The following is a 23,901-nucleotide window of genomic DNA, read 5'->3' on the forward strand; positions in this document are numbered from 1 at the left end:
CCTATGAATTTTACAATGGTGATTGCAGACGACGAGCCGTTGGTGCTCAAAAGCCTGGAGATGCTGGTGGCAAAGAATTTTCCGCACATCCAGGTGACCGGGCTGGCTGAAAACGGTGTGGAGCTGAAGGAATTGTTGGAACGTCTGGAGCCGGACCTGGCAGTGGTGGACATACGGATGCCGGGATTGTCCGGGATCGAGGTGATTGAGCTTATGCGCAGCAAGGGCTGTAAAACCCGTTTTATCATCAATACGGCGTTCAGCGATTTTGAGTATGTGAAGAAAGCGCTTGACCTGAAAACCGACGGATATATCCTGAAACCAGGCAAACAGGACGAGAAGATCCGGGCGATTTCGGAGCTGTGCAGGGCTGTGGAGGCTGAGCGGAAGAAAAACAGCAGACAGAGCAATCTGGATTCGGCGCTGCAAGTGGTGAACCCTTATCTGGGCAGCGAAATTTTGATGTCGATATTTTCGGAAAAATGCGATGAGGAACACTTTAAGGTTTACCTGGACATCAATGGGCTGAATTTTTCCGGAGGATGTATCGCAACATTTCTCATCAAAAGGCCGGGCCGGATGGGGGCCAGGGAACTGAATCGGGAGTTAGGAAATATACTGGACGGTATCTGTGGTTTTCTGGCCACCGTCACATCCGACGGAATCGTTGTGCTGCTCTTTGCTCCCGATCGTTCAGACCGTGAGGAGCAGAGAAGCTGGTGCGCGGGGCTGGCGGAGCTCATCGCCCGGGCGCTTATGGAGCGCACGGGATCGGAATGCCTCTATGGAGTGGGAACTGTCTACCCGTCCTTTTCCGATATGCCGCGCTCCTACCGGGAGAGTATCGCAAAACTCAGGGAAGACCACAAGGACCGGCCGGATTTGCCGGCGGATAATGCCGATAAGATAAAAGATTATGTGGAAACAGCCAAACAATATATTGAGAGCAATTTTATCCGGGACATTTCCCTGATGGCCTGCGCGGAGAGCGTGGGCATCAGTCCCTATTACCTGAGCCATATTTTTAAAGAAAAGACGGGAAGAACATTTGTGGAGTACCTGACGGCGGTGCGCATGGACCGGGCGAAGGAGCTATGCCGGAATCAGAATCTCACCGTCAAGGATATTTCAGACCGCTGCGGGTATATCAATACCACGTATTTCTGCAAGGTGTTCAAGCGTAACGTGGGAAAAACCATTGGGGCATACAGGCAGGAATTGCTCAGAACAGAATCAGAGAGGGGAACATAATGTCAGAATTAAGTAAGCGAATGAGAGCGGAATGGAGCGTTAACGATGCGAAGCGGGACGCGGGGCTTACCACACCGGAAACAGTTGAGCGGTTTGACGGTCTTGCCTACGGGCCGGATCCGGTCTGGAACCGTCTGGATGTTTACCGCCCCATAAGTGAGCGGGGAAACCGGCTTCCGGTGATTGTGAGCATCCACGGCGGCGGCTGGGTATACGGGGACAAGGAGCTGTACCAGTTTTATTGCATGTCGCTGGCCGGGAGGGGATTTGCGGTGGTGAATTTCTCGTACCGGCTGGCGCCGGAATCCAAATTTCCCGCGCAGCTGGAGGACACCAACCGAGTGATGGAGTGGGTTTATGCGAATTGTGAAACCTACGGATTTGATATGGACAATATTTTCATGGTGGGGGATTCTGCCGGGGCGCATCTGCTGGGGCTGTATACCGCCATCTGCACCTCCCCGGAGTACGCTGCCGGGTATCCGTTCAAGGCGCCTCAGGGATTTATCCCCAGGGCGATTGGGATGAACTGCGGCGCGTATGAGCCGTTGACAGAGGAGGAACATGAGGGCGGGGTTATGAATCTGGAACTCATGGGGGATCTGCTGCCGGAGAAGGGCTCTCCGCGGGAGCGCCGTTTGATCAATGTGACGGATCACGTAAACAGCAGTTTCCCGCCGGTGTACCTCATGACTGCAGTGGGAGATTTCTGTATGGATCAGGCGCCCAGGCTCAGGGAAAAGCTGAAAGAGGCTGGCGTGTACTGTGAGTATAAGCTTTACGGGGATCAGGAGCACCCGCTCTACCACGTATTTCACCTGACCGTGCAGGAGGCGGAGGGACAGCTGTGCAATGATGAGGAGTGCGGATTTTTCCGGCGCATGATGAAGAGAGACGGCAGGGACGGGGATACCGTATAGCAGGCAGCAGGACGGCCGATTTTGAGGGCGGCGCTGGGGGAGCGGAGGCTGGGCTGTATTGTTGACTTCAGCGGTATTCATTGTTATAATAAGAAAAGGCATTCCTTATCATCAGCCTGGCGGCTGGTGACAAAGTATAATCAAGGAAACGTATCCCTTATCATCAGCCCTGGCGGCTGCTGACAAAGTAAAATAAATTAAAAATTGATCTGAAAAGTAGCGAGGCGTTCGAAAGTTACCCCTGTGGTACGGTCATCCAGGCCGTATGGTAGCGAAAGAACGCCTCTGTTTTTGAGGAGGAACGGACATTCATGCGCCATAAGGAGACAACACAGGAAAATATCATCGCCACACTGGTAAAATTCTGCGTTCCCCTGATCCTCAGCGGAATCCTGCAGCAGCTTTACAACTGGGTGGACGCCTTTATTGTGGGAAATGTGGCCGGTGAGGAGGCGCTGGCGGCAATCGGAGCCACGGGTACGGTGAGCGGACTGTTTTTGCTGGCCGTCAACGGCTTCACCCTGGGGCTGGCGGTGCTGTTTGCCCAGCGCTATGGCAGCGGCAGGCTGGAGGAGATCCGGAATACGCTGTCCTCCTTTTCCATGATTTTGGGCGCGGTGTTCCTGGTGCTGGCGGGGATCGGAATCCTGTGCGCGTATCCCCTGCTTCGCCTGCTGAACACTACCCCGGACACCATCGTTATGGCGGAGGATTACCTGCAGATTATTCTGGCCGGAGTCCCGGTCATGGCGGTGTACAACGTCTACGCCGCCGCCCTGCGCGGGGCGGGCAACAGCCGGGCACCGTTTTTCTCGATCCTGTGCTCGTCCGTTGTGAATATGATTCTGGACGTGATCCTGGTGGCATTCTGCCAGATGGGTGTGAAGGGCGCGGCCATCGCCACGGTTGTCTCCCAGGCCGCCATGACGGGGTATATCATCTATTACAGCAGAAAATACGAATTCCTGCGGATTCATCCTTTCCGCTGCCCGGTGGACCGGGCGGCTGTGAAGGCAGGGATTCATCTGGGGCTTCCGCCCATGGTCCAGTCCTGCGTCAACGCCTTCGGAAATCTGATTTTGCAGAATTTCATGAACGGATTCGGCACCCAGACGGTGGCCGCCATTACCACGGCGTACCGGGTGGACACCATCATTTTTCTGCCAATGATCAACATTGGCTCCGGCATCTCCACTATTGTGGCCCAGAACTACGGGGTGGGAAAACACCGGCAGATTCCCAGGGTTGTCCTGGCGGGCACAGCCATGATGACGGCGGTTTCACTGGCCTTGACATTTCTGGTCATCCGGGCCGGCGGCCCCCTGATCGCCATGTTCGGCGTGAGCGCCGCGGTCACGGAAATCGGCCGGAACTTTTTCCAGCGGATCGCGAGTTTTTACGTGGTGTATGGGTTCTGCATGTCCATCCGCGGGTATCTGGAAGGGATCGGGGACGTGGTATATTCCAGTCTGGCGGGAATTCTGGCCCTGATCTCGCGCATCCTGTTTTCCTACGGGTTTGCGGCGTCCTGCGGGAATATGATCATCGCATACGCGGAGGCGGCGTCCTGGGGCGTTATGTTGATGTTGTATGTTGGAAGGGTGATGCGGAAGCGGCATGTGCTTGCCTGGCAGAAACAGTGAGAACGAAACGCGCAATTTATGAAAGGTATAAAGAATGAGATTAAAAAAATTAACCGATAAAATTTATTATGACCCACATCAACCGGAAGTGGATCGTCCGATGCTTGCGTACTTAAAAGGAAGCAGGATGTCATTAGCCATTGATGCCGGATATTCTGACAATCATGTGAATGATTTTTATGAACATTTAAACCAATCGGGATTAAAAAAGCCTGACTTTACAGCGATTACCCATTGGCATTATGACCATACATTTGGAATGCACCAGATTCAAGGCGCGAGTATAGCCTGCTGCCGGACAAATGAATTTTTGCGAAAGGAGCAACAAAAAGCAGTTGATTTGCAGTATATTGATAAACTGAAAACGGCGGATCCCTGTTTTAAAAGGGAATATCATAATAAGCAATCGTTGAATATTGTTTTATCAGATATCGAATTCAGGGAGGAGATTATATTAAATCTGGGCGGATTGACTGCTAAAATATTTCAAACAGTATCTCCTCATTCAGAAGATGCGGTATGTATTTATGTGCCGGAAGAAAAGGTCCTCTTTTTAGGAGATTCGACAAGCGAGGATTTTTTCAATGGGGGATTTATGGATCATTGTAAGTTAAAAAAACTAATAATGATGATAGAGGATACAAATTGCGAGTTTTGTGTTTTAAGCCATACAGAACCTTTGAAAAAGGGAGAGTTGCTGGAATATCTTTATGGAATATTACAGAGCTGACCGTATCAACAGGAATAACAACGCTACACGCAATCCCGGGCAAGGGCCGCTGTTGCCGCCCTGAAAATAATGCTCCGCAAGCGAAGCTGCTGCGCGCCCTTGCCCAAATTCACCATGCTCGAGCAATTTAAGGATTGACATTTCCCCATTTTCCGTATATAGTAAACCGTAGATCAAGAAGGACCCGAGTCCTTCATAAGAAAAGGAGTGGTTGTTATGTTGGCAAACGGTAAAAGAGAGGTAAAAATTCAATAACCACGTAAATTTTGGCAGGGACAGGTGTAGAAGGCTTTTTTTGCACACGGCTCGTTGTCGTGTTTTTTTGTACCCTTTTTTTCGGGAAATGGACCTGGCCCTGAGACTTATGAAGGAGAACTTGATTTGGAGAAAGAAAATTTAATATTGATCAGCAACCATAAAAACTGGGTGGAGCAGGCGGCCAAGGACCAGCTGGCGGGCGTGAGCCGCCTCCCCGGAGTGGTGAAAACCGTGGGCCTGCCGGACCTCCATCCTGGAAAAACCCCGGTGGGCATGGCGGTTTTGAGCCAGGGCCTGTTTTATCCCCACCTGATTGGAAACGACATCGGCTGCGGCATGAGCCTGTTTTCCACCGGCGTCCGCCGGGGACGCTTCAAGGTGGAGCGGTGCGTGACCCGGCTGAATTCCATCCGGGAGCTGTCCGATATCCCCAGCGGGAATCCCTACGGGGAGGAGTGCCCGATCCGGGACTTCGGCACCATCGGTTCCGGCAATCACTTTGCGGAGTTTCAGTGCCTGGAAAATGCCCCGGACCCGGAAATGGCCCAGGCGCTGGGGCTGATGGACGGCCAGGTATTCCTTCTGGTGCACTCCGGCTCCCGGGGCTACGGCCAGGATATTCTCTCCCGGTTTTATAATCCTGGAGGGATCCGGGAAGACTCTGAGCAGGCTCTGGCCTATCGTTCGGAGCACGACCGGGCCCTTTTGTGGGCGGACCGGAACCGGCTGGCGGTGGCTGAAAAGCTGCTGGATTATCTGGGGGTGGACGACACCGTGGTACCGGTGGTCCAGAGCTGCCACAATTACGTGGAGCGGCGGCCCGAGGGCTGGCTTCACCGCAAGGGCAGCGTGTCTACCAAACAGGGGCCGGTGGTGATCCCCGGGTCCCGGGGCAGCCTGACCTATGTCTGCATGCCCGGGGAGGACACGGCGTTTTCCCTGGACTCCGTCTCCCACGGCGCGGGCCGGAAATGGGCCAGAAGCATTTGCAAAAGCCGTATCGACCAGAAATACGACCGCAATTCCATCCGCAGCACCAAATATAAGAGCCATGTGGTCTGTCACGACACCAACCTGCTGTTTGCGGAAGCGCCCGAGGCATACAAAAACGTGGAGCAGGTGATCGATTCCCTGCTGGAATACGGCCTCATCCGCGTGGTCGCTACCCTGCGTCCGCTGATTACGTTCAAAGGGTAGGTGACGGATATGAGAATACAGATTAGTTCCGGCCAGGGGCCGGAGGAGTGCGAGCTGGCCGTGGGGCTGTTTTATCAGGCGCTGCGGCGGGAGGTGGAAGGTATTCAGATGATAAGCGGCGTCAAAGGGCGCAGGGGAGGATTCTCCTCTGTCGTGCTGGAGGCGGAGGCGGACTTGTCCGGGCTGGAGGGCAGCGTGCTTTGGGTGTGCAAAAGCCCGCTCCGGCCGGAGCATAAACGGAAAAATTGGTACATCGACGTCAGCATTTTGGAAGAAGTTCCCAGAACCAGCAAGGAGATGCAGGTGCGCTTCGAGACCTTCCGCAGCGGCGGAAAGGGCGGCCAGAATGTCAACAAGGTGGAGACCGGCGTGCGGGTAGTGCATATTCCTACCGGCATCGCGGTGGTGTCCACGGAAGCCAGGAGCCAGCACATGAATAAGCAGATTGCATTAAACCGGCTGTGCGACATCCTGGCGGACCGCGACCTGCAGTGCGCCCGCAGAGAGAAGGAGCTGGCCTGGATGGAGCACAACCGGCTGGAGCGGGGCAACCCGGTGCGGATTTACGAGGGCAGGGAGTTTGTGAGGCGGCGGTGAGGCCGGGAAACAGAATTGAAAATGGAATCGGAAAAGGAGACGATCATTGATGAAACTGCATTTGGAACCTGTGACAGCGCAAAATCGGGAGGAAATACTGCGTCTGGGCGTGCTGCCCGGCCAGAAGGGCTACATTGAGACCGTAGCCCAGTGTATGGAGGAAGCCGGGGAGTACGGCGGATGGCGGCCGGTGGGAATCTATGACGGGGACCTGCCGGTGGGATTTTCCATGTACGGATTTTTCCGGGAGGAGTACCCGCCCGAGGGGCGGCTCTGGCTGGACCGTCTGCTGATCGACGCCCGGTTTCAGGGCCGGGGATATGGCAGGACGGCGCTGGAAGCGCTGCTGGAACGCCTCTCCCGGGAGTATCCGGAAAAAGACGTCTATCTCAGCGTGATCGAGGGAAATGATGTGGCCACCCGGCTGTATGAACAGTACGGCTTCCGGTTTATCGGGGAGAAGGATATCCACGGCGAGGACGTTATGGTGAGAGCATGGAACGGAAATTTGATTGGATAAGCGGGTAAAATAAAAGCAGGCCTTGATCCGGTAACCATTTTGTGGGACCGGACCAGGGCCTGCAGTCTGTTGTTAAGATACTTGTTTTTTGATTTTCAGCAGCAGCAGGATCAAACTCACGCCCATGAGAATGTGCCCGATCCCCGCGATTCCTGAGATCGAGGCGCCCATTGTGCGGCTTAGGGCGGTTCCCCATACCTGGGTCAGCCCTCTCATCAAAAAGCCGAGGGCTGTGATATTCAGGCCGAGCTGGTAGGTGACCAAGAGCTTACCGGTGTTCGGCTGGCTGGAAAAGCCGAAGTTTTGTTCCAGCAGCATCAAAAACAGGAAGAAAAACATGCCGAGGAGAAAGTAATGGGTGTGCATGACGGACAGATTGGTCTTGCCCGTAAAATGGTTAAATTTCGTGAATTCCCGGTAAAAGACTCCGAAGATCATGGCGAGAATCGCGTACAGTATAGCAGTGTTCAGATAGCGTTTTATCATTGTGGTTTTTCCTTTCATATGGTTGCCGGCCGTCCGTTGGGCTGCCGGTAGAGCTGCCAGCACATCCGGACGATCCAGACGTAGGCCAGCGTTTTTGGGATCATCAGCACGCCCACAACCGGCGCGATACCGCTGAACAGTACCACCGGCAGGTAGAAGCCGAAGGAGAGACCAACGGCCAGGGGCATAAAACGGAAAACGGGGTCGCTGTGTTCCTTGGCTTCCCGGGCAAACATGACGATCACAAGGATCCCCATGATTGCAAAGGGGACATTGCGCAAAATTCCCGGGAGAAGAGGCGGGCGGTAGGCCAGCCACTGGTTTTGCGGAAGCAGGCAGAGGGCGATGCGCAGGGCGGAAAGCAGCCACATGGTTCCCGTGAGGCCCCGCCGCCCACGGATCTGGTATCGGTCCCGCCAGATATAATAAAGAATCAGGTAAAAGACGGTCATGGTGATGGAGGTGACAAATTTCCCAAAGCCCAACGCTGCGGCGTTTGCCTCCAAACCGTTGGTCCAGAGGGCGTAGGAGCGGGGCACGAGATGGAAGGAGTCGCCCGCTCCCAGAAGCGCGGCCATCCATCCCGCCCGTCTCACCATGGGGCTTCTGCCTTTTGCCGCCATAATAAGCCCTGAAAATAGTGCAAAGCTGAGATACAGAATGTCAAAAACAGTTTCGGCGATTGCCTGTGCGGTCATGAATTCACCTTCCTTTAATAAAGCGTCCGTTTGACGAGTTCTATTAAAAAATCAATATTCTGCGCCCGAATCCTCAGGAGCATGGTCAGATTCATCATTAGAAATCGGGCGAACTGTTCCCTGGTGAAGGTTTCGTTCCAGACGTCCCTTTGAACCCGCCCGTCCAGCTCCATCCGTCGGACCAGCGATTGTTCCAGAGCCGCCTGCATGGATTCCATACGGCCCAGGCCCGCCGCCTCCACATTGACCAGGCTGCCCATGAGCCGCCCGGCGGAGCGGTCGATCCGGTCCCTCAAAAAGGCGAATATTTCTTCCAGCTGGCCGCAGAAGGAATCGGAGGTGATGGCGTCCCCCAGCTCGCCCAGCGCCTGTTTCCAGTAAGCTTCCGTGAGCGCCAGAAGGATTTCGTCCTTATTTGCAAAGTAATTGTAAACGGTTCCGGTTGCAATCCCGGCCTTCCGGGCGATGGAGCGGATATTGACCGCCTCGATGCCCTCGGCGTCCGCCACACAGCGCGCGCAGTCCAGCAGGGTATCGCGCAAGGTGTCGTCTTTCTTTCTCATCCTATCACCTTCTTATTTGGTAAGTGAACGTGTTCATGTATAGTATATGCGCGGAAGGATGTTTTGTCAATATTAAATGAACACGTTCATAAATAAAACGCTTAATCAGAACGCGTCTCTGTGATAAAATAGGGCATAAGCCGGGGATTTTGGGGCTCATGAGGACGAAACCCGCAGAGGAGGAGAAGCGATGTATGAGAGAATGCTCGACAAACAGATCAAGCCGAGCCTGGAAGCGATGGCGGATTATTGCGGCGAAAATGGCGAACGGTTTATTTTGCTGAATCAATGGCTGGGGAAAACTTTTGAAACGGAGCAGCAGATTGTATTCCCCTATGGGAACCAGTATGGATGGGGCGTGGCGCACCGGAAGAAGCGGAAGCTTTTGTGCAATGTGTTTGCGGAGGACAACGGATTCACTGTGATGCTGCGCCTTTCGGACCGGCAGTACAAATCCGTCTACGGGCAGCTCCGGGCCGATACCCGGGAGCTGATCGACCACAAGTATCCCTGCGGTGACGGCGGCTGGATCCACTATCGGGTCGCCGGGCCGGAACAGTTCGAGGATATACAGGTTTTGTTGACGGTGAAGTGTTCGTAGGATTCGACTTATTTTAGCAGCTGTGGGGAGGGAGCGGAAGATGGAAAACGGACCTGGGCGGTTGGTTGGAACGGGAATTTTGCAGGCGGATATGGAACACGCGGCAGAATTATAGATAACCTCTGCGTTTAGCCTCCGCCAGCAGCTCCGGCTGTATCAGCGGATAGGTCCAATGATCGGCCAGATGTTCTGTGATGAGGATGGATTCAATTTCACTGTGGAGCTCCGCCTCAAAGGTTTTTATGTCGGCATAGTACAGCATTCCGAAGATTTCCCGGGCGTTCAAAGGATCCCCGTCCGTCACGGAATATGCGCATACCGGGGTGATCTCAAAGTCGGTTGCCCCGGTTTCTTCATATAATTCCCGTTTGGCGGTATCCAAAATACGTTCGCCGGGCTCTCTGTGTCCGCCCGGAAACTCGTAGGTGGTTCTGGCACGGTGTTTGCAGAGTACCCATTTTCCGCCGGTTTTGGCGATAATGACCGCAAACTTAAATAGCGGATCATTTACTGTTTCATAAAAATTTACGTTTACCATTTTCCAGAGCCTCCCATGTGAACGATTCGTAATGTATTATTTTCAGTTTAATCCGTTGTCTCACGTCTGTCAAATCGGAATATTTTTAAAATAATTAAAAATAGCGCAAATCTGCACACCTCCCCATGCTATATTACGTTCATGACAAACACATGCAAGGCAAAACGGAGAGGTAAACCGTAACTGGAAGCGGGCCAGACTGTAAATCTGGTGTCTACGGACTCTGGCGGTTCAAGTCCGCCCCTCTCCACTGGGCAGATGTGGCAGAGATGGCCGATTGCGGCTCCCCGCTAAGGAGTTGACCGGGTAACCGGTCCGAAGGTTCGAATCCTTCCATCTGCGTGATTGACAAGGAAGGCAGTTTTTGTGTATACTATGAGCAAGAAATCGGAAAGGAGAGCGTTTGTGATGATCGTCAAATTATGCAAGGCAAACAGGGCGAGTTATGGGCAGTCCGGTGCCGTCAGTCGGTCCTATGGATCGTATTGCGGCAGCGGACGTATTGGCGTAACTTTTCATCACTGCCAGGGCGTCCTCTGACCGATTGTTGGAAACACGGGGGCCCGGCGGCCCTTTTTTGATGCGGAGAGTGAGGTAGACCAGCTATGCATCAGACCATGTTTCCACTTCTGATTATGAATATACTCGAAAATCATGCGACCAGGGAGCACCCGCTGACGATTACGGAGATCACGGATTTTGTGAACCGGGAGTTTGCGGCCTTCGCGTTTGACAAGGACCGGGTGATGAACCGGTCCACGGTCACAAGGATTCTGGACGCAATGGAGCTTTGGACGGACGGAAATCTGTTTAATTTCCGGGTGGTGCAGTGCGGCACCGGGGGAAAGAAACTTTTCTGTCTGGAGCGTCCGGCCTGAAAGGAGGCTTTTAATGGGTTGTCTGGGAAATTTACTTTGGTTTATATTCGGCGGCGCCATCAGCGGACTCAGCTGGTGTCTGGCGGGCTGCCTGTGGTGTATCACGATTGTGGGGATTCCGGTGGGGATGCAGTGCTTTAAGCTGGCGTCTTTAAGTTTCTTCCCCTTCGGCAAGGAGGTGCGCTACGGAGGCGGAGCGGTGTCCTTTCTGCTGAACGTGATCTGGCTGCTGGTGTCCGGCCTTCCGCTGGCTCTGGAACACCTGGCGCTGGGGCTGGTCCTCTGCGTCACGGTGATCGGGATTCCCTTTGGGTTGCAGCAGTTTAAGCTGGCAAAGCTGGCGCTTATGCCCTTTGGGGCGGAGATTGTCTAAGGAGTGGGAGACATCCGCTCCACCGGCCCGCTTGGCGGGGAGAGAGGACTGTAAGAAAAGAGGACTGTCAAATGGCATTGTACGCAATCGGCGATCTGCATCTGTCGTTTACTGTGAATAAACCCATGGAGGTATTTGGGGCAGAGTGGAAAAACCATGTGGCGAGGATTGAGAAGCACTGGAAAAAGCGCGTGGCCCCTGAGGACACGGTGGTGGTGACCGGGGACCACTCCTGGGGGAGAAACCTGGAGGAATGCGCCGCGGACCTGGAATTTATCGCCGCTCTGCCGGGGAAGAAGATTCTGCTGCGGGGCAACCACGATATGTTCTGGGACGCCAAAAAGACCTACCGGCTGAACGAACAGTACGCCGGGCGGCTGTGTTTTTTGCAGAACAACTTTTACGCCTATGAGGACTGCGCACTGGTGGGCACGAAGGGGTACTGCGACGAGGGGCGGGAAACGCCGGAGCATTTTGAGAAGCTGGTGAACCGGGAATTGGAGCGGCTGCGTATGTCCTTTGAGATGGCGGCAGCGGAGGGATTTTTGCGGTTTATCATGTTCCTGCATTACCCGCCCACCAGCATCGGGGAGATGGAGAGCGGCTTCACGCGGATGGCGGAGGAGTACGGGGCGGAGCAGGTGGTCTACTCCCACTGCCACGGCCAGGCCCGGTATCAGGACAGTCTTATGGGCGAGGTGGAGGGCGTGGAGTACCGCCTGGTCTCCTCCGATTACCTGAAATTCCGGCCAGAGCGGATTTTGGATTGACGGCGCGGCACGGTTGACAATAGCGGGAAATATTTTTATAATGAAACAAAGAATGAGAGAGGGGTGAACACAGTGTTATTTGGAAAATTTTGTATTGTATCCGGCTCTGCACAATTCAATCAGACAGAACATTGTGTGGAGCCCGACCGGATTGAGATGTTTTTTGAGAGGCGGGGCTGTTTAAACCGGAGTTAACGGATTTAAGAGCCTTATTTGTGTTGCCGTTCAGATAATCGAAAAGGGTTGGATCAAAGGCCGCGGACAGTGTTTTGTCTGCGGTTTTTTTGCTGCCCGCAGTGGGGCGCCTGCGCCCTATTGTGCCAAATCACACTCTGAAAGGATTATTTGAAATGGAACATAGAAATCAGGATTTAACGTCGGGAAATGTTCCCGGGAAGCTGCTGCGTTTTGCGCTGCCGCTGTTTGGGGCGAATCTGCTGCAATCGCTTTACAGCATCGCCGATATGGTTGTGGTGGGGCGTTTTGTGGGAAAGACCGGCCTTGCCGCGATCAGCAATGCCTCCATGATCGGCTTTATCATCAATTCCATCTGCATCGGCCTGACCATGGGCGGAACGGTTTTGGCGGCCCAATACAAGGGGGCCGGTGACGAGCAGGGGCAGAGGGAGACGGTGGGGACTCTGTTCAGCGTGTCCTTTATCGCGGCAATTCTTGTCACGGCCGCCGGTCTGCTCCTCTATGAGCCGGTGTTTGCGCTCCTCCGCGTGCCCGCGGAGGCCATGGAGGACGCCTGCGGGTACATGCGGATTCTCTGCGCCGGGACCGTGTTTGTGTTCGGTTACAATGCGGTCTGCGCCCTGATGAAGGGGCTGGGGGACTCGAAAAGCCCGCTGTATTTTGTGGCAGTGGCCGCGGCGGTCAATATCTGTCTCGACCTGCTGCTGGTGGGACCTCTGAGGATGGGGACAGAGGGTGCCGCATACGCTACTATTTTTTCCCAGGGGGTATCCCTGGTCATATCCGTCGTCTATCTGAGGCGGAAAGAGTTCCTGTTCGACTTTAAACTGAAAAGCTTCGCTGTCCGAAAAGAAAAGCTGGCTGTCATTTTAAAGGTGGGACTGCCCACCGCGGTCCAGATGGCGGTGGTGAACATTTCCTACCTGCTCATCACGGGAATGTTAAATACATTCGGCGTCTCGGTGGCCGCGGCCTCCGGCATCGGGCTGAAGATCAACACCATGGCAGGGATGCCCTGCTGGGCCATCGGGCAGGCGATCACCACCATGGCGGGGCAGAATATGGGCGCTCAAAATGTGGACCGGGTGAAGAAAACTGCAAAGAGCGGCCTGATTTTGAACCTGGCCGTGACATTCGCGGCGGTGGCCGCAGTTCAGATCGGTTCCGAACATTTGATCATGCTGTTCGATCCGTCCAGCGCGGATGTGGTCAGGGACGGGGTGCTTTACCTTCGGATCTGCTGCAGCGTAAACAGTCTGGTCTATGCCGTCATGTACACCTTCGATTCTTTTGCCATCGGCGTCGGGTCCGCCAATATCGCCATGTGCAACGCGTTTTTAGACGCCATGATCCTGCGCCTCCCGGTGTGCTGGCTGCTGGCATTTCCCCTTCAGATGGGATTTGCCGGGGTGTATATCGGCCAGGCCGTGTCGCCGGTTCTGCCCGCGGTTGTGGGGGCCGTTTATTTCCTGCGCGGGAAATGGACGGCTAAAAAGCTGATCGGCGGCGCTCCGGGGAAGAAGTGAGGGGAAATGGATCAAGTCCGCGCGGATTTCCTTGAGGCCGCCCCCGCAACATGATAGAATAGAGGTATATTCTAAAGGTTAAGGAGGGGTACATATGGCAAAGGATCGCATTGAGAGTAAGTATTTCTGCGTGTCGCCGGGGATCGAGCTGCACTATCTGGAGAAGGGGGAGGGAAGGCCGCTGGTGTTCATTCCGGGGCTGACCTTTTCGGGGGAGATTTTTAAGGCCCAGCTGGAGTATTTTTCCGGAAATTACCGGGTGATCGCCATCGACCCGCGGGGGCAGGGCCTGTCGGCCAAGACGGTGGACGGTAACGATTACATGACCCACGGGCGGGATCTGGCCGCGCTTATGGACGGCCTTGGGTTAGACGGAGCCGTGTTAGTGGGCTGGAGCACGGGAAATCTGGAGGTGTGGAGCTACATCCGCCAGTTTGGGAAGGAGAAGCTGAGGGGCGCGGTGACCATCGACATGTCTCCGCTGCCCCTGTCCGCTGATCCCAGGTGGTGGACCGAGGGGACCATGGAGGAGCTGTCCGAGGTGGCAACCCAGTACCTGACAAGCCCCGAGGGTTCCAGGGCGTTTTTCAGCGATTACGCCACCGGCGTGATGATTCAGCATGAGATGGAACCGGCGGAGCTGGAATATCTGCTGGATATCTCCGGGCGGACGCCTTACTGGGTCTGCAAAGCCCTGTTCTGCGACGCCATCTTTTCCAATTTCCTGGAAACCGCCAGGGAGGTGGGCGCTGGTATGCCCAGTCTGATGTTCATCGCGGAGCACTGGGCCGATGTGGCAAGGCCCTTTGTGGAACAGCAGTTGCCCGGCTATGAGATTCAGGTCATGGGCGGCCATCTGATGTTCTATGAGTACCCGGAGAAATGGAACGGACTGCTGGAGGAATTTTTGAACCGGCTGCCGTAGGGAAACTGTGATGCCATTATGGAACTATAAAAGGAGTCCGGCGCGATTTATTTCAGCGCTGGGCTCCTTTTCCGAATCAAATGGACTGCTGGCGCAGCCTGCGGCCCATTGCCGTGATACGCCAATGGGGCGCACGTCTGAGATGTGAATATTTTTCGCAGGGCGGGCCGCATTTACTGCGTATCGGCCTCGCGTTTTCGGACCAGCTCGATGGCTTCCTTGCCGGTCAGGTGTTCGATGACTAATTCCAGCATGCAGAGGGCGCGGTACTCTTTGTCGATCTCCTCCATACGGCCTTTTTCGTCGTCCGGCGTGTACTTGGCGGTCAGACACTCGATGGCGCTGCGCTTTTCGGCGTCGTCCTCAATCACCCGGATTCTGCCGAAGGCGATGGCGCTTCGGAAATAGGTGGTGTATTCGCCGGGAACCACGTTGTCCTGGCCGGTCACGCAGAAGGAGGCCTTGTCGCAGCTGCGGATGGCGTCTATCTTGTGACCCGCCTTTGCACAGTGAAAATAAATCTTTCCGTCGTTGTAAACGTAGCTCATGGGCACCGCGTAGGGGTAACCGCCGTCGCCGGACAGGGCCAGCACGCCGGAGGTGTTGTTCTCCAGAATCTCCAGAGCCTGTTCCTGGGGCAGCAGCTGGCGTTTTCTTCTCATTTCTCTGAACATGTGGAATTCTCCTTTTAAATCATAATGAATGCCTGTTATCTTCCTGCCCGCCGGCAGTCTGAAACATGAATTTGTAATGAGTTTAGCACAAACGGAGCAGTGCGTCAATTTTGTTACCGATTTTGTACCCGCCTCCGCCGCCTTCGGAAACACTGTCCTTTTCCGCAAAAAAATGTTATAGTAATCTGAGAAAATGTGAGAGGAGCGTGGGGGGAAACCATGGCGCAGCTGGAGAAACGGAAAGCGGTTATTCTGAACACGCTGCTGGAGCGGGAGGACTACATCACCGCCCAGCAGCTGGCGGCCATTGCCGGGGCGTCGGTGCGGACGATCAAGAGCGATATCGCGGCTTTAAACAAGCTGGTGGAGAACTGCGGCGTGCAGATTCGCTCCGTGCCCAACCGGGGCTACCGGCTGGAGCAGGGGGAGGACGCGGATTTGTCGGAGCTGAGCCTTATGATGGACGATTCGGAGCTCCGGCGCTTCTACAAAGTGCCCCAGGACGCCAACGAGCGAATTTACTACCTGATCCGCAAGCTTTTGGTGGTGGACTATCCCTTAGAGACGGGGGAGCTGGCCGATGAGATTTACGTCAGCGAGCCCACGGTGGTCCGGGATTTACAGAAGGCAAGGATCATCCTGGCCAAGCGGAATCTGAAACTGGTGATGGAGAAGAAGGGGAACGTCCGCCTGGAGGGCAGCGAGTTAAACAAGCGGCTGGCCATCTCCGAGTTTTTTTCCACAATGAAAAGCACATCGGCAAGGAGGAGAACGTGTTCCGGGACGGCTTAAACCGCCAGGAGGTGGAGGGAATCCGAATCATTTTGCGGCTGGTCTGCCGGGAGTTTTCCATCGTGCTGTCGGACGCCTCCCTGTCCAACCTGGTGATCCATGTGTTTATCGCCCTGACCCGGTATCGATTTTACAACTTCATCGAGGCCGACGAGGCCCTTCAGGCGGAATACCGGGACGCGGTGGAGTACGCCGCGGCCAAGCGGCTGACCGAGGCCCTGGAGGAGGCCTACGACTTTGTGATCCCGGACGACGAGGTGATCTATTACGCCATGCACCTTCGGGTTAAGCGGATTTACGATGAGATTCCACTGACGGACCAGGAGCGGGTGCGCATTAACCAGTGCATTTCCCAGTGCTTCTGGGAGATTTACAAGGAGTACGGCGTGGATTTCTCCCAAGATCAGGAGCTGCGCCATTACCTGTACCAGCACATTCCGCTGATGATCATCCGGCTGAAAAACCACATGAGCTTCCGCTATCCCCAGGTGCTGGACAAGCCCTCCTCCTACCTGTTTTCCATCAAGCTGACCTACATTGTGGCGGACGTGATCGGGCGTTTTTACCAGGTGGGGGTGAACGCCCAGGAGTTCGAGTACCTGGCGATCTACTTCTGCTTCGCGTTGCTCAAGAGCCGCAGCGGAAAACGGATCTGCATCGGCGTGTACAACGGAGGCGGCCGGGCGGAGACCGTGATGTATTTCAACGCTGTCCGGGGCGCGTTCCTGGAGGAGGACTACGAGGTGCGGATCGTGGATTACGGGGATCTGTTCCAGCGGGAGCGGGGAACTGTGGATATCTGCGTCAGCACCTGCAGCCTGGAGGAGCCGGCCGGGGCGGAGGTGGTGATGATCCGGGACCGGACCTATATCCAGGAGATCCGCAGGGCCATTTACCGGCACAAGACCCGCAGTCTGGACTGGGCGGCCTACTTTCCGCCGGGCTGCGTCACGCCCTGCTTAAAGGGGAGGGAGCCGGCAAAGATTCTGCGAAACCTCCGGGATATTCTGGCGGAGCGGGACATTTTTCCGGCGGAGGGGCCGGAGGAGCCGGGGTTCGAGTGCCTGGAGGTGGGCAACGGCGTGATCCTCGTCCACGATCCGGGGCGCAGGTGCAGGAAAGGCTTCTTTTTCCTGGGCGTGCTGGAGCGGCCGGTGATCTGGGACATGGAGGTGGCCAAGATTCTGGTGATGGCCGACACGGCGGACCGCCGGGACCCGGATTTACAGACCCTGTGCTACATCCTTTCCAAGTGGATGACGAACTGCAAGGGGGAGGATATCATGGAAAAGCAGTGGGATGACCGGGAATGGATGCGGTTCATGAGCGAGCCGATGGAGGACTGAATATGGGGATTTTACTTCGGGTGGACGATAAACTCTGCCACGGGCAGGTGACCTACCTGTGGATCAAGAAAATGAAAATAGACCGGCTGATCATCGCGGACGACCGCCTGGTGGCAGACAATTTCAGCCAGGTGATCTTAAAGCTGTCAAAACCGGCCGGGGTGGAGCAGGAGATTCTGACCGTCCAGGCCGCAATCAAGCGCCTGGCAGAGGAGCACCGGGACGAGAATCTGCTGGTGCTGGTGGGCAGCATCGAGAACGCCTGGCAGATCGCGGCAGGCTGCCCCGGAATCCGCCGGGTGAGCATCGGGGCGGTACGCCAGCACCGGGGCTCCAGGGCGTGCAGCCCTCACATTTATCTGGACGAGGAAGAGCTGGAATGGTGCAAAAATATGATTCAGAGCGGGATACAGCTGGAGTGCCGGTATGGATACGACGACCCGCTCATCGATCTGAGCCCGTTTCTGGGTTGAATCTCCAATGAAATTAGATAAAATCACGAAAGGCAGGGGGAGACTCCTGCCTTTTCTGACGAATTCGTACATAAATGTTGCACGATTAATCGTGCAGAACTGTATTTGAACCAAGGCGGCATTTTTCCTATACTGTGAGTAACAAATAACCAACCAACACGTAGGAGGGACTGTCGTGGAAAAGAAAATCTACTATTTAAATCCGGTATTCGAGGCCAAATACTGGGGAGGCCAGGCGCTGCGCGGCCGGTACGGCTACAACTCGGATATCCCCAATATCGCCATCGCGTACCACGTGATCGCCCTGCCCAGCCACAAGCTGGACAACGAGGTAGTGGGCACCGGGGAGACATTGTCGCAGTTTTACGAAAACCACCGGGAGCTGTTCGGCTGCAATCGGGAGGATTTCCCTATCCGCATGGATTCGGAGAACAACGTGGAGCTGCTGTCCATCCAGCTTCACCCCAATGACGCCTACTGCCTGGAGCACGAGGGGGAGCGGGGCAAGGTGGAGTGCTCCATCCTGGTTCAGGGGGACTGCGACCGCATGGCGATCCGGGGCCACAACGCCCAGACCCGTGAGGAATTCCGGCGCATGGTGGAGGCGAAGGAGTGGGATAAGCTGCTTCGGGTGGTGGAAATCAAAAAGGGCCAGTACACCTATTCGCCCCTGGGCACCATCCACGGCTCGCCCAATAAGCCCACGGATTTCGACTGCATTTCCCTGTCCTTTGAGACCAACTCGGACATCACCTACCGGCTGTACGACTATGACCGCAATATCGACAACCGGCCGCTCCACGTGGAGAAGGTGATCGACACTGTGAATATTCCAGACGATAAGAACGTGGGTCTGGACCCGGTGGTGGAGGAAAAGGACGGCTGCCGTATTTCCACCTTTGTGGATATCCCGGGCGTGTTCACCTCCTTTAGGGTACAGGTGGAGAAGGAGGGAACCTATGAACTGCCGGAGTTCGTGTTCTTCTTCTGTATCGACGGGGAGGGCGAGATCAACGGTACGCCTATAAGGAAGGGCCAGACGGTGTTCGTGCCATGCAATTTCGGACCGCTGTCCATCCGGGGAAATGTGGATCTGGGGGCCATGACTTACAAAAATGTGTAGAAACGGGGAATGTGAATGAGAAGAATTTTGCTTGCAACGCATGGCCGCATGGCGGACGGGGTGTTGAGCGCGGTCAGGCTGATTATGGGGGACACGGCGAAAATGGACGTGATCAACGCGTATCTGGACGGAGCGCCGCCCACCCGGGAGCTGAAGGAGTATTTCGACGGGGTGGGGGAGTCGGACACGGTGATCGTGCTGACGGACCTGCTGGGCGGAAGCGTGAACAAGGAGGTATTTCCGTATCTGGAACGGCCCGGCGTGTTCGTGATCGCGGGCTTCAACCTGGCCATGGCGCTGGAGCTGGCTTCCATGGGTGAGGACGAGGCGGTGACGGAGGAATTTTGCCGGGAGCTGGTGGAAACGGGCAGGAGCCAGGTGGTTTTTCTGAACGATCACTGTAAACCGCAGGCCCAGGCCGATGATTTCTTTGGGGAGGGTTAGGAATGATTGTATTGATTCGGGTGGACGAGAGGCTGATTCACGGGGAGATCGTGTACAGCTGGAAAAATGCCGTGCGCTACGACTCGCTGGTGGTGGTCAGCGACGAGGTGGCGGGCAATGAGATGAGAAAGACCGCGCTGAGGATCGGCTGTCCCCAGGACGTGAAGGTGGCCATCCGCAGCGTGGCGGACGCCATTAAAATGCTGAACGACCCGCGCCTTTCAAAGTACCGGACCATGGTGCTCTGCGAGGAAACGGTGACGGCCCTTAAGGTGTACGAGGGGATCGCGGAGCGGCCGGAATTCAACGTGGGGTACATGAAGCCCAGGGAGGGCAGGCAGGAGCTGACCAAGGGCGTGCACGTGACCCGCGAGGAGGCGGAGGCCATCCGCCGGGTGAAGGACATGGGCGTGAAAATCAACCTGCAGCGGGTGCCTACCGCGCCCGCCGCCAGCTATGAGAAGGCAGTGGAGAAGCTGAATTTCTGAACATATGTGGTTTGCCCCGGCTGCGCTTTGGCGGGCAGTAAGCTGCAATTCCAAAATGGATAAGGGGGTTATGTTATGCATGAAGCATTGATCGTTGGTTTAATTGTGGCATTGATTGTGGTGACGGAGCGAATTCTGGCGGCGCCGCTTATCATCCGGCCCATCGTCACCTGTCCTTTGGTGGGACTGGCGCTGGGAGATTTCCAGACCGGCCTGCTGGCCGGGGCCACGCTGGAGGTGACCTTTATGGGAGCGGTCCAGATCGGCGCCTCCCTTCCCGCGGACGCCACGGTGGGCGGAGCCATCGGCGTGGCGCTGGCCGTCATGAGCGGCAGAGGGCTGGAGAGCGTGATGGTGATCGCCCTGCCGGTGGCGGTGGCGGCCTCGACGCTGAAGCTGATCATGTTCACGGTACGAAGCTACTATATGCCGCTGGCGGAAAAGTACGCCAGGGAGGCCAATGTGAAGGGTCTGATCATGGTGGACATCGTGGGCGGACTGGGCCTTCAGTTTATCATCTATTTCCTGGTGACCTTCGGGGCCATCTACGCGGGAGCTCCGGCCGTTGAGGCGTTTCTGGACTCCATCCCGGACGTGGTGATGCACGGCCTGGACGTGGCCGCCGGCATTCTTCCGGCAGTCGGCTTTGCGTATCTGCTGCTGCCGATGTTGAAGAAGGAGACGTTTCTGTATTTCCTGCTGGGCTTTATCCTGGTCTCCTACATGGGCTTGGGAACGGTGCCGATCACCATTATCGCCTGTGTGATCGCGTTTATCATTACATTTGAGTTGCAGAAAAACGGCGGCGCGCAGAAAGCGAAGGCCGACGACGATGAGGAGGGGCTGTTTGATGAGTGAGAATCGTGCAAATCTGACCAGGGATGAGAAAAAATTTGTCCGGGAACTGTTTTTCTGGGACCATCTGTTTGACACCTGCTACAACTACCAGCTCCAGCTGAGCATCGGCTTCGCCTTAAGTATGTGGCCGGCCATCCGCAGGTTTTACAAGACAAAGGAGGAGCGGGCCAAGGCGCTGACCAGACATCTGATGATGCCCTACAACAACGGCGCGCCCATGAACACGCTGGTCAGCGGCGTATGTTCGGCCCTGGAGGAGGAAGCCAGCCAGAACCCGGAGTTTGACACCAATATCATTACCAACATCAAGGTGGGACTTATGGGGCCGGTGGCCGCCATCAACGACTCGTTCTTCTTCGGCACCTTCCGCCTGATCGCCTCGGCCATCGGCATCGCGCTGTGCACCAAGGGCAGCTGGCTGGGCATCCTGCTGTTCATTCTGATCAACAACATTCCAAGAGTGCTCAGCATCTACTACTGCGGCGTATTGGGCTACAAGACGGGCCTGGGGCTTCTGACGGATTTAAGCACCAGCGGCATCGTGGATAAGGTGTCCAAGGCGGCCAATATCGTGGGCGTGACCATTGTGGGGGCCATGACGGCTATGATGGTATCGCTCAACACCACGGTCTCGTGGACCATCGGCGGCGAGGTGTACGCGCTGCAGAATTATCTGAACGACATTTTCCCCATGCTGCTGCCGCTTTTGGTGACCCTGGGGCTGTACAAGATTCTCAGCAAGCGGGTGAGCATGGTGGTGGTCATGCTGCTGGTACTGGGCTTCTCCATTCTGGGGGCTCTGGTGGGAATTATCTGATGGTTTTGAACAATTAAAAAGGAGAGATTTGCGACATGGAAAAGGTTGTGGTAATCGGCGCGGGCCGAAGCGGAAGAGGTTATGTGGGCGAGCTGTACGATCTGGAGGGTTATGAGATCACATACGCGGATATCGATCAGGAGCTGGTGGACCGGCTGAACGGCCAGGGCTATTACACGGTGTTTAAGATCGACGAGGACGGGAGCGAGGAGGTGCGCAGGATCACGGGCTACAGAGCGCTTCACACGATCCGGGACCACAAGGCGTACATCGACGCCATCGTGGAGGCGGACTACGTGTCCACTGCCACCTTCCCGGACGGGTTCGACGCCATTTCCGACGATATTGTGGAGGCGCTGCGGGAGCGCATGAAGCGGGGGATCAAGCGGCCCATGGCCATCACGGTGGGGGCAAACTATGTGGGCGTGTACGACTATTACAGCAAACGCATCGGGGATCAGTTAAATGAGGAGGAGAGGGAGTATTTAAATACCTATATGCCGCTTGTGGAGTCCATTATCCGCAGGGCCAGCTCCTATCCCACGGAGGCTCAGAAAAAGGTGGATGAGCTGGCGATCCAGGGCGACTGCCTGAATACCCTGGAGGTGGAGCGAAACGCCTTCCGGTTCGGGGAAGGCCATGTGCTGCCGAAGTTCTTTAAGATGGTGGACAATGTGAAGCGGGAGATGATCATTAAAATCTGGATCGGCAACACCCTGCACTGTTCCTACGCCTACCTGGGCCAGTATTACCACCTGCACTCGTCCTTCGAGGCCGCGGTGAACGATTATGTGAGCAAATGCTCCTACTACGCCTGCGAGGAGGCCTACAACGCGGTGGCAAAGCAGCTGGGGCTTCCCATGCCCCGCCCGGTGAAGGAGTGGCAGGGAATCTGGACCTATTACCGCAACCCGTCTTTGCAGGATACGGTGCTGCGCATCGGCGCGGACCCCATCCGCAAGCTGTCCCGGAACGAGCGCTTTATCGGCCCGGCCCTTATGAGCCTGGAAAACGGGGACGTGCCGGTGTTTATCTGCCGGAACGCGGCCTACGGCTTCGTGTTCACCAACCCGGAGGACCCAAGCGCCTGCCGTCTCCAGGAAATGATCCGGGAGCAGGGGATTGAGAAAACCATTGTGGATGTCTGTCAGCTGGATTTAAGCCAGGCGGGTGACAAGGTGGTCTATGACCTGATTTTGCAGAGCTATAAGGAGATTATTTCCTATAACCCAACCTGGTATCTGTTTGTGGAGAAATAGAGGGGAGACGCCGTGCCGAATCAGATTTATCAGATTTTACCTGTGTTCGAGGAGCGCCTCTGGGGCGGACAGCGCCTGCGGGAGCGGTTCGGCTACCAGTCGGATTTAAAGAATATCGCAGAGGTGTACAATGTGATCGCCATACCGGGCCATCTGGACTGCACGGTGGCGGATACAGGGGAGAAGCTTTCGCAGTTTTACCACACCCACCGGGAGCTGTTTGACTGTGAAACACCGGATATGCCGGTGCGCATGATCATGTGCGCCGCGAAGGAGCCGCTGTCCATCCAGATTCACCCGGACGACGGTTACGCATTGGCCCATGAAGGGATGAGGGGGAAGCCGGAAGGCTCCCTGGTCCTGGAGTGCGATGAGGATTTCTGCATGCTCCACGGACATTTTGCGAAAACCCTGGAGGAATTTAAGGCGTTAGCTGAGGCCAGGGACTGGAAAACGCTGTGCCGGTATATCAGGCCGCGGGAGGGGGAGTACATCCACATCCCACACGGCACCCTGCACGCCTTCGCGCCGGGGGCGGTTGTGATCGCATTTTCGGTCAATGGGGACGTGACTTACCGGCTGTACGACTATGACCGGGTGGACCCGGATACCGGGTTAAAGCGGGCCACCCACCCGGAGGACGTGTACGCCAACGTCAACATCCCCGACAAGCTGGTGGAGCCCTACCGGGCTCTGCCTGAAGAAATAAACGGCTGCCGGATTTTCCGGTATCACGACGAGCCGGGCGTTTACAGCTGCGGGCGGGTGCAGACGGCCGGGGAGCGGGGATTTTTCGGGATGGAGGAATTTTACTTCGTCACCTGTGTGAACGGATCGGGCAGTATAAACGGGCGTGATGTACAGCTGGGAGAGTCCTTCTTCATCCCGGCCCACTCCGGCCCGGTGGAGCTGCGGGGAACCCTGGATTTGACCTATATCACCTACAGGGCATAAA

Annotated in this window: 28 protein-coding genes and 2 tRNA genes; 25 read left to right on the forward strand and 5 right to left on the reverse strand. The window is 55.8% G+C overall.

What is annotated here, in order from left to right; all coding sequences use genetic code 11:
* Nucleotides 1–3 precede the first annotated feature (3 nt).
* From ACK2JC_RS23500 to ACK2JC_RS23530, 7 genes are all read left to right on the forward strand, one after another.
* Nucleotides 4–1,251, forward strand: a complete 1,248-nt coding sequence (locus ACK2JC_RS23500) for a helix-turn-helix domain-containing protein (protein WP_107434873.1) — start codon at nucleotides 4–6, stop codon at nucleotides 1,249–1,251.
* A complete protein-coding gene (locus ACK2JC_RS23505; protein ID WP_302326212.1) occupies nucleotides 1,251–2,171 on the forward strand; it encodes an alpha/beta hydrolase in 921 nt (306 codons plus the stop codon). The genes ACK2JC_RS23500 and ACK2JC_RS23505 overlap by 1 nt, the downstream gene beginning before the upstream one ends.
* A 311-nt stretch (nucleotides 2,172–2,482) precedes the next feature.
* Nucleotides 2,483–3,814 carry an MATE family efflux transporter gene (locus ACK2JC_RS23510; RefSeq protein WP_411337902.1) on the forward strand — a complete coding sequence of 444 codons (1,332 nt, stop codon included), beginning with the start codon at nucleotides 2,483–2,485 and terminating at the stop codon, nucleotides 3,812–3,814.
* A gap of 34 nt (nucleotides 3,815–3,848) precedes the next feature.
* A complete protein-coding gene (locus ACK2JC_RS23515; protein ID WP_320936515.1) occupies nucleotides 3,849–4,544 on the forward strand; it encodes an MBL fold metallo-hydrolase in 696 nt (231 codons plus the stop codon).
* A gap of 381 nt (nucleotides 4,545–4,925) precedes the next feature.
* Nucleotides 4,926–5,999, forward strand: coding sequence for an RNA ligase RtcB family protein (locus tag ACK2JC_RS23520; RefSeq protein ID WP_118756243.1), 1,074 nt, complete (start codon nucleotides 4,926–4,928; stop codon nucleotides 5,997–5,999).
* 9 nt (nucleotides 6,000–6,008) lie between these two features.
* Complete coding sequence (gene prfH, locus ACK2JC_RS23525; protein WP_276949464.1) at nucleotides 6,009–6,596, forward strand: peptide chain release factor H; 588 nt, start codon at nucleotides 6,009–6,011, stop codon at nucleotides 6,594–6,596.
* A 49-nt stretch (nucleotides 6,597–6,645) separates the two neighbouring features.
* The gene (locus ACK2JC_RS23530) at nucleotides 6,646–7,116 is read left to right on the forward strand and encodes a GNAT family N-acetyltransferase (protein ID WP_320936516.1); all 471 of its coding nucleotides are present in this window, start codon (nucleotides 6,646–6,648) and stop codon (nucleotides 7,114–7,116) included.
* 72 nt (nucleotides 7,117–7,188) lie between these two features.
* Here ACK2JC_RS23530 and ACK2JC_RS23535 read toward each other — a convergent pair whose 3' ends face one another.
* From ACK2JC_RS23535 to ACK2JC_RS23545, 3 genes are read right to left on the reverse strand one after another with little or no spacing between them, the layout of a single operon-like run.
* Nucleotides 7,189–7,602, reverse strand: a complete 414-nt coding sequence (locus ACK2JC_RS23535; RefSeq protein ID WP_368271518.1) for a DUF2871 domain-containing protein — start codon at nucleotides 7,600–7,602, stop codon at nucleotides 7,189–7,191.
* A 14-nt stretch (nucleotides 7,603–7,616) separates the two neighbouring features.
* Complete coding sequence (locus ACK2JC_RS23540) at nucleotides 7,617–8,300, reverse strand: hypothetical protein (RefSeq protein WP_302326207.1); 684 nt, start codon at nucleotides 8,298–8,300, stop codon at nucleotides 7,617–7,619.
* Between the two features lie 14 nt (nucleotides 8,301–8,314).
* Entirely contained in the window at nucleotides 8,315–8,863 is a 549-nt protein-coding gene (locus ACK2JC_RS23545) for a TetR/AcrR family transcriptional regulator (protein ID WP_276851813.1), read from the reverse strand.
* A 190-nt stretch (nucleotides 8,864–9,053) separates the two neighbouring features.
* Here ACK2JC_RS23545 and ACK2JC_RS23550 point away from each other — a divergent pair, with 190 nt between their 5' ends.
* On the forward strand, nucleotides 9,054–9,464 hold the full coding sequence (locus tag ACK2JC_RS23550) for a DUF3788 domain-containing protein (RefSeq protein ID WP_107434883.1): 411 nt from the start codon (nucleotides 9,054–9,056) through the stop codon (nucleotides 9,462–9,464).
* A 109-nt stretch (nucleotides 9,465–9,573) separates the two neighbouring features.
* On the opposite strand, the gene ACK2JC_RS23555 is transcribed toward ACK2JC_RS23550, so the two are convergent.
* Nucleotides 9,574–10,002: an NUDIX hydrolase gene (locus ACK2JC_RS23555; protein ID WP_024735385.1), complete on the reverse strand. Its 429-nt coding sequence runs from the start codon at nucleotides 10,000–10,002 to the stop codon at nucleotides 9,574–9,576.
* A gap of 166 nt (nucleotides 10,003–10,168) precedes the next feature.
* Between ACK2JC_RS23555 and ACK2JC_RS23560 the strand changes: the two genes are divergently transcribed.
* The 7 genes from ACK2JC_RS23560 (at nucleotide 10,169) to ACK2JC_RS23590 (ending at nucleotide 14,672) form a co-directional block, all read left to right on the forward strand.
* Nucleotides 10,169–10,252, forward strand: a tRNA-Tyr gene (locus ACK2JC_RS23560).
* A gap of 4 nt (nucleotides 10,253–10,256) precedes the next feature.
* A tRNA-Ser gene (locus tag ACK2JC_RS23565) sits at nucleotides 10,257–10,344 on the forward strand.
* 263 nt (nucleotides 10,345–10,607) lie between these two features.
* Complete coding sequence (locus ACK2JC_RS23570; protein ID WP_007714143.1) at nucleotides 10,608–10,880, forward strand: hypothetical protein; 273 nt, start codon at nucleotides 10,608–10,610, stop codon at nucleotides 10,878–10,880.
* A gap of 13 nt (nucleotides 10,881–10,893) precedes the next feature.
* Nucleotides 10,894–11,253: a YccF domain-containing protein gene (locus tag ACK2JC_RS23575; RefSeq protein WP_092368001.1), complete on the forward strand. Its 360-nt coding sequence runs from the start codon at nucleotides 10,894–10,896 to the stop codon at nucleotides 11,251–11,253.
* 71 nt (nucleotides 11,254–11,324) lie between these two features.
* Nucleotides 11,325–12,023: a metallophosphoesterase gene (locus tag ACK2JC_RS23580; protein WP_320936517.1), complete on the forward strand. Its 699-nt coding sequence runs from the start codon at nucleotides 11,325–11,327 to the stop codon at nucleotides 12,021–12,023.
* Nucleotides 12,024–12,373: 350 nt separating this feature from the next.
* Nucleotides 12,374–13,747, forward strand: coding sequence for an MATE family efflux transporter (locus ACK2JC_RS23585; protein ID WP_118756235.1), 1,374 nt, complete (start codon nucleotides 12,374–12,376; stop codon nucleotides 13,745–13,747).
* A 94-nt stretch (nucleotides 13,748–13,841) separates the two neighbouring features.
* Entirely contained in the window at nucleotides 13,842–14,672 is an 831-nt protein-coding gene (locus ACK2JC_RS23590) for an alpha/beta hydrolase (protein ID WP_320936518.1), read from the forward strand.
* Nucleotides 14,673–14,845: 173 nt separating this feature from the next.
* On the opposite strand, the gene ACK2JC_RS23595 is transcribed toward ACK2JC_RS23590, so the two are convergent.
* Nucleotides 14,846–15,346, reverse strand: a complete 501-nt coding sequence (locus ACK2JC_RS23595; RefSeq protein ID WP_320936519.1) for a pyridoxamine 5'-phosphate oxidase family protein — start codon at nucleotides 15,344–15,346, stop codon at nucleotides 14,846–14,848.
* A gap of 219 nt (nucleotides 15,347–15,565) precedes the next feature.
* On the opposite strand from ACK2JC_RS23595, the gene ACK2JC_RS23600 reads away from it, so the two are divergent.
* The 10 genes from ACK2JC_RS23600 (at nucleotide 15,566) to ACK2JC_RS23645 (ending at nucleotide 23,900) form a co-directional block, all read left to right on the forward strand.
* Complete coding sequence (locus tag ACK2JC_RS23600; protein ID WP_320936520.1) at nucleotides 15,566–16,138, forward strand: HTH domain-containing protein; 573 nt, start codon at nucleotides 15,566–15,568, stop codon at nucleotides 16,136–16,138.
* On the forward strand, nucleotides 16,120–17,484 hold the full coding sequence (locus ACK2JC_RS23605; RefSeq protein ID WP_320936521.1) for a BglG family transcription antiterminator: 1,365 nt from the start codon (nucleotides 16,120–16,122) through the stop codon (nucleotides 17,482–17,484). Before ACK2JC_RS23600 ends, ACK2JC_RS23605 begins: the two co-directional genes overlap by 19 nt.
* 2 nt (nucleotides 17,485–17,486) lie before the next feature.
* Nucleotides 17,487–17,957 (forward strand): PTS sugar transporter subunit IIB, encoded by a 471-nt coding sequence (locus tag ACK2JC_RS23610; RefSeq protein WP_320936522.1) that lies wholly within the window; start codon nucleotides 17,487–17,489, stop codon nucleotides 17,955–17,957.
* 175 nt (nucleotides 17,958–18,132) lie between these two features.
* Nucleotides 18,133–19,080 carry a class I mannose-6-phosphate isomerase gene (locus ACK2JC_RS23615; RefSeq protein ID WP_320936523.1) on the forward strand — a complete coding sequence of 316 codons (948 nt, stop codon included), beginning with the start codon at nucleotides 18,133–18,135 and terminating at the stop codon, nucleotides 19,078–19,080.
* A gap of 15 nt (nucleotides 19,081–19,095) precedes the next feature.
* On the forward strand, nucleotides 19,096–19,524 hold the full coding sequence (locus ACK2JC_RS23620) for a PTS fructose transporter subunit IIA (protein WP_320936524.1): 429 nt from the start codon (nucleotides 19,096–19,098) through the stop codon (nucleotides 19,522–19,524).
* Between the two features lie 2 nt (nucleotides 19,525–19,526).
* Nucleotides 19,527–20,012, forward strand: coding sequence for a PTS sugar transporter subunit IIB (locus ACK2JC_RS23625; protein ID WP_227168769.1), 486 nt, complete (start codon nucleotides 19,527–19,529; stop codon nucleotides 20,010–20,012).
* 75 nt (nucleotides 20,013–20,087) lie between these two features.
* On the forward strand, nucleotides 20,088–20,870 hold the full coding sequence (locus ACK2JC_RS23630; RefSeq protein ID WP_227168767.1) for a PTS mannose/fructose/sorbose/N-acetylgalactosamine transporter subunit IIC: 783 nt from the start codon (nucleotides 20,088–20,090) through the stop codon (nucleotides 20,868–20,870).
* Complete coding sequence (locus tag ACK2JC_RS23635) at nucleotides 20,863–21,687, forward strand: PTS system mannose/fructose/sorbose family transporter subunit IID (protein WP_320936525.1); 825 nt, start codon at nucleotides 20,863–20,865, stop codon at nucleotides 21,685–21,687. The genes ACK2JC_RS23630 and ACK2JC_RS23635 overlap by 8 nt, the downstream gene beginning before the upstream one ends.
* Nucleotides 21,688–21,722: 35 nt before the next feature.
* Nucleotides 21,723–22,946 (forward strand): hypothetical protein, encoded by a 1,224-nt coding sequence (locus ACK2JC_RS23640; protein WP_320936526.1) that lies wholly within the window; start codon nucleotides 21,723–21,725, stop codon nucleotides 22,944–22,946.
* 12 nt (nucleotides 22,947–22,958) lie between these two features.
* A complete protein-coding gene (locus tag ACK2JC_RS23645; protein WP_320936527.1) occupies nucleotides 22,959–23,900 on the forward strand; it encodes a class I mannose-6-phosphate isomerase in 942 nt (313 codons plus the stop codon).
* Nucleotide 23,901 lies beyond the last annotated feature (1 nt).

The sequence above is a fragment of the Enterocloster lavalensis genome (assembly GCF_046603895.1).
GTDB lineage: Bacteria > Bacillota > Clostridia > Lachnospirales > Lachnospiraceae > Enterocloster > Enterocloster lavalensis.

Coding starts and splice junctions, on each gene's coding strand:
- ACK2JC_RS23500 (WP_107434873.1), top strand. CDS start 4: ATGAATTTTACAATGGTGATTGCAGACGACGAGCCGTTGGTGCTCAAA.
- ACK2JC_RS23505 (WP_302326212.1), top strand. CDS start 1,251: ATGTCAGAATTAAGTAAGCGAATGAGAGCGGAATGGAGCGTTAACGAT.
- ACK2JC_RS23510 (WP_411337902.1), top strand. CDS start 2,483: ATGCGCCATAAGGAGACAACACAGGAAAATATCATCGCCACACTGGTA.
- ACK2JC_RS23515 (WP_320936515.1), top strand. CDS start 3,849: ATGAGATTAAAAAAATTAACCGATAAAATTTATTATGACCCACATCAA.
- prfH (WP_276949464.1), top strand. CDS start 6,009: ATGAGAATACAGATTAGTTCCGGCCAGGGGCCGGAGGAGTGCGAGCTG.
- ACK2JC_RS23530 (WP_320936516.1), top strand. CDS start 6,646: ATGAAACTGCATTTGGAACCTGTGACAGCGCAAAATCGGGAGGAAATA.
- ACK2JC_RS23535 (WP_368271518.1), bottom strand. CDS start 7,602: ATGATAAAACGCTATCTGAACACTGCTATACTGTACGCGATTCTCGCC.
- ACK2JC_RS23540 (WP_302326207.1), bottom strand. CDS start 8,300: ATGACCGCACAGGCAATCGCCGAAACTGTTTTTGACATTCTGTATCTC.
- ACK2JC_RS23545 (WP_276851813.1), bottom strand. CDS start 8,863: ATGAGAAAGAAAGACGACACCTTGCGCGATACCCTGCTGGACTGCGCG.
- ACK2JC_RS23550 (WP_107434883.1), top strand. CDS start 9,054: ATGTATGAGAGAATGCTCGACAAACAGATCAAGCCGAGCCTGGAAGCG.
- ACK2JC_RS23555 (WP_024735385.1), bottom strand. CDS start 10,002: ATGGTAAACGTAAATTTTTATGAAACAGTAAATGATCCGCTATTTAAG.
- ACK2JC_RS23570 (WP_007714143.1), top strand. CDS start 10,608: ATGCATCAGACCATGTTTCCACTTCTGATTATGAATATACTCGAAAAT.
- ACK2JC_RS23575 (WP_092368001.1), top strand. CDS start 10,894: ATGGGTTGTCTGGGAAATTTACTTTGGTTTATATTCGGCGGCGCCATC.
- ACK2JC_RS23580 (WP_320936517.1), top strand. CDS start 11,325: ATGGCATTGTACGCAATCGGCGATCTGCATCTGTCGTTTACTGTGAAT.
- ACK2JC_RS23585 (WP_118756235.1), top strand. CDS start 12,374: ATGGAACATAGAAATCAGGATTTAACGTCGGGAAATGTTCCCGGGAAG.
- ACK2JC_RS23590 (WP_320936518.1), top strand. CDS start 13,842: ATGGCAAAGGATCGCATTGAGAGTAAGTATTTCTGCGTGTCGCCGGGG.
- ACK2JC_RS23595 (WP_320936519.1), bottom strand. CDS start 15,346: ATGTTCAGAGAAATGAGAAGAAAACGCCAGCTGCTGCCCCAGGAACAG.
- ACK2JC_RS23600 (WP_320936520.1), top strand. CDS start 15,566: ATGGCGCAGCTGGAGAAACGGAAAGCGGTTATTCTGAACACGCTGCTG.
- ACK2JC_RS23610 (WP_320936522.1), top strand. CDS start 17,487: ATGGGGATTTTACTTCGGGTGGACGATAAACTCTGCCACGGGCAGGTG.
- ACK2JC_RS23620 (WP_320936524.1), top strand. CDS start 19,096: ATGAGAAGAATTTTGCTTGCAACGCATGGCCGCATGGCGGACGGGGTG.
- ACK2JC_RS23625 (WP_227168769.1), top strand. CDS start 19,527: ATGATTGTATTGATTCGGGTGGACGAGAGGCTGATTCACGGGGAGATC.
- ACK2JC_RS23630 (WP_227168767.1), top strand. CDS start 20,088: ATGCATGAAGCATTGATCGTTGGTTTAATTGTGGCATTGATTGTGGTG.
- ACK2JC_RS23635 (WP_320936525.1), top strand. CDS start 20,863: ATGAGTGAGAATCGTGCAAATCTGACCAGGGATGAGAAAAAATTTGTC.
- ACK2JC_RS23640 (WP_320936526.1), top strand. CDS start 21,723: ATGGAAAAGGTTGTGGTAATCGGCGCGGGCCGAAGCGGAAGAGGTTAT.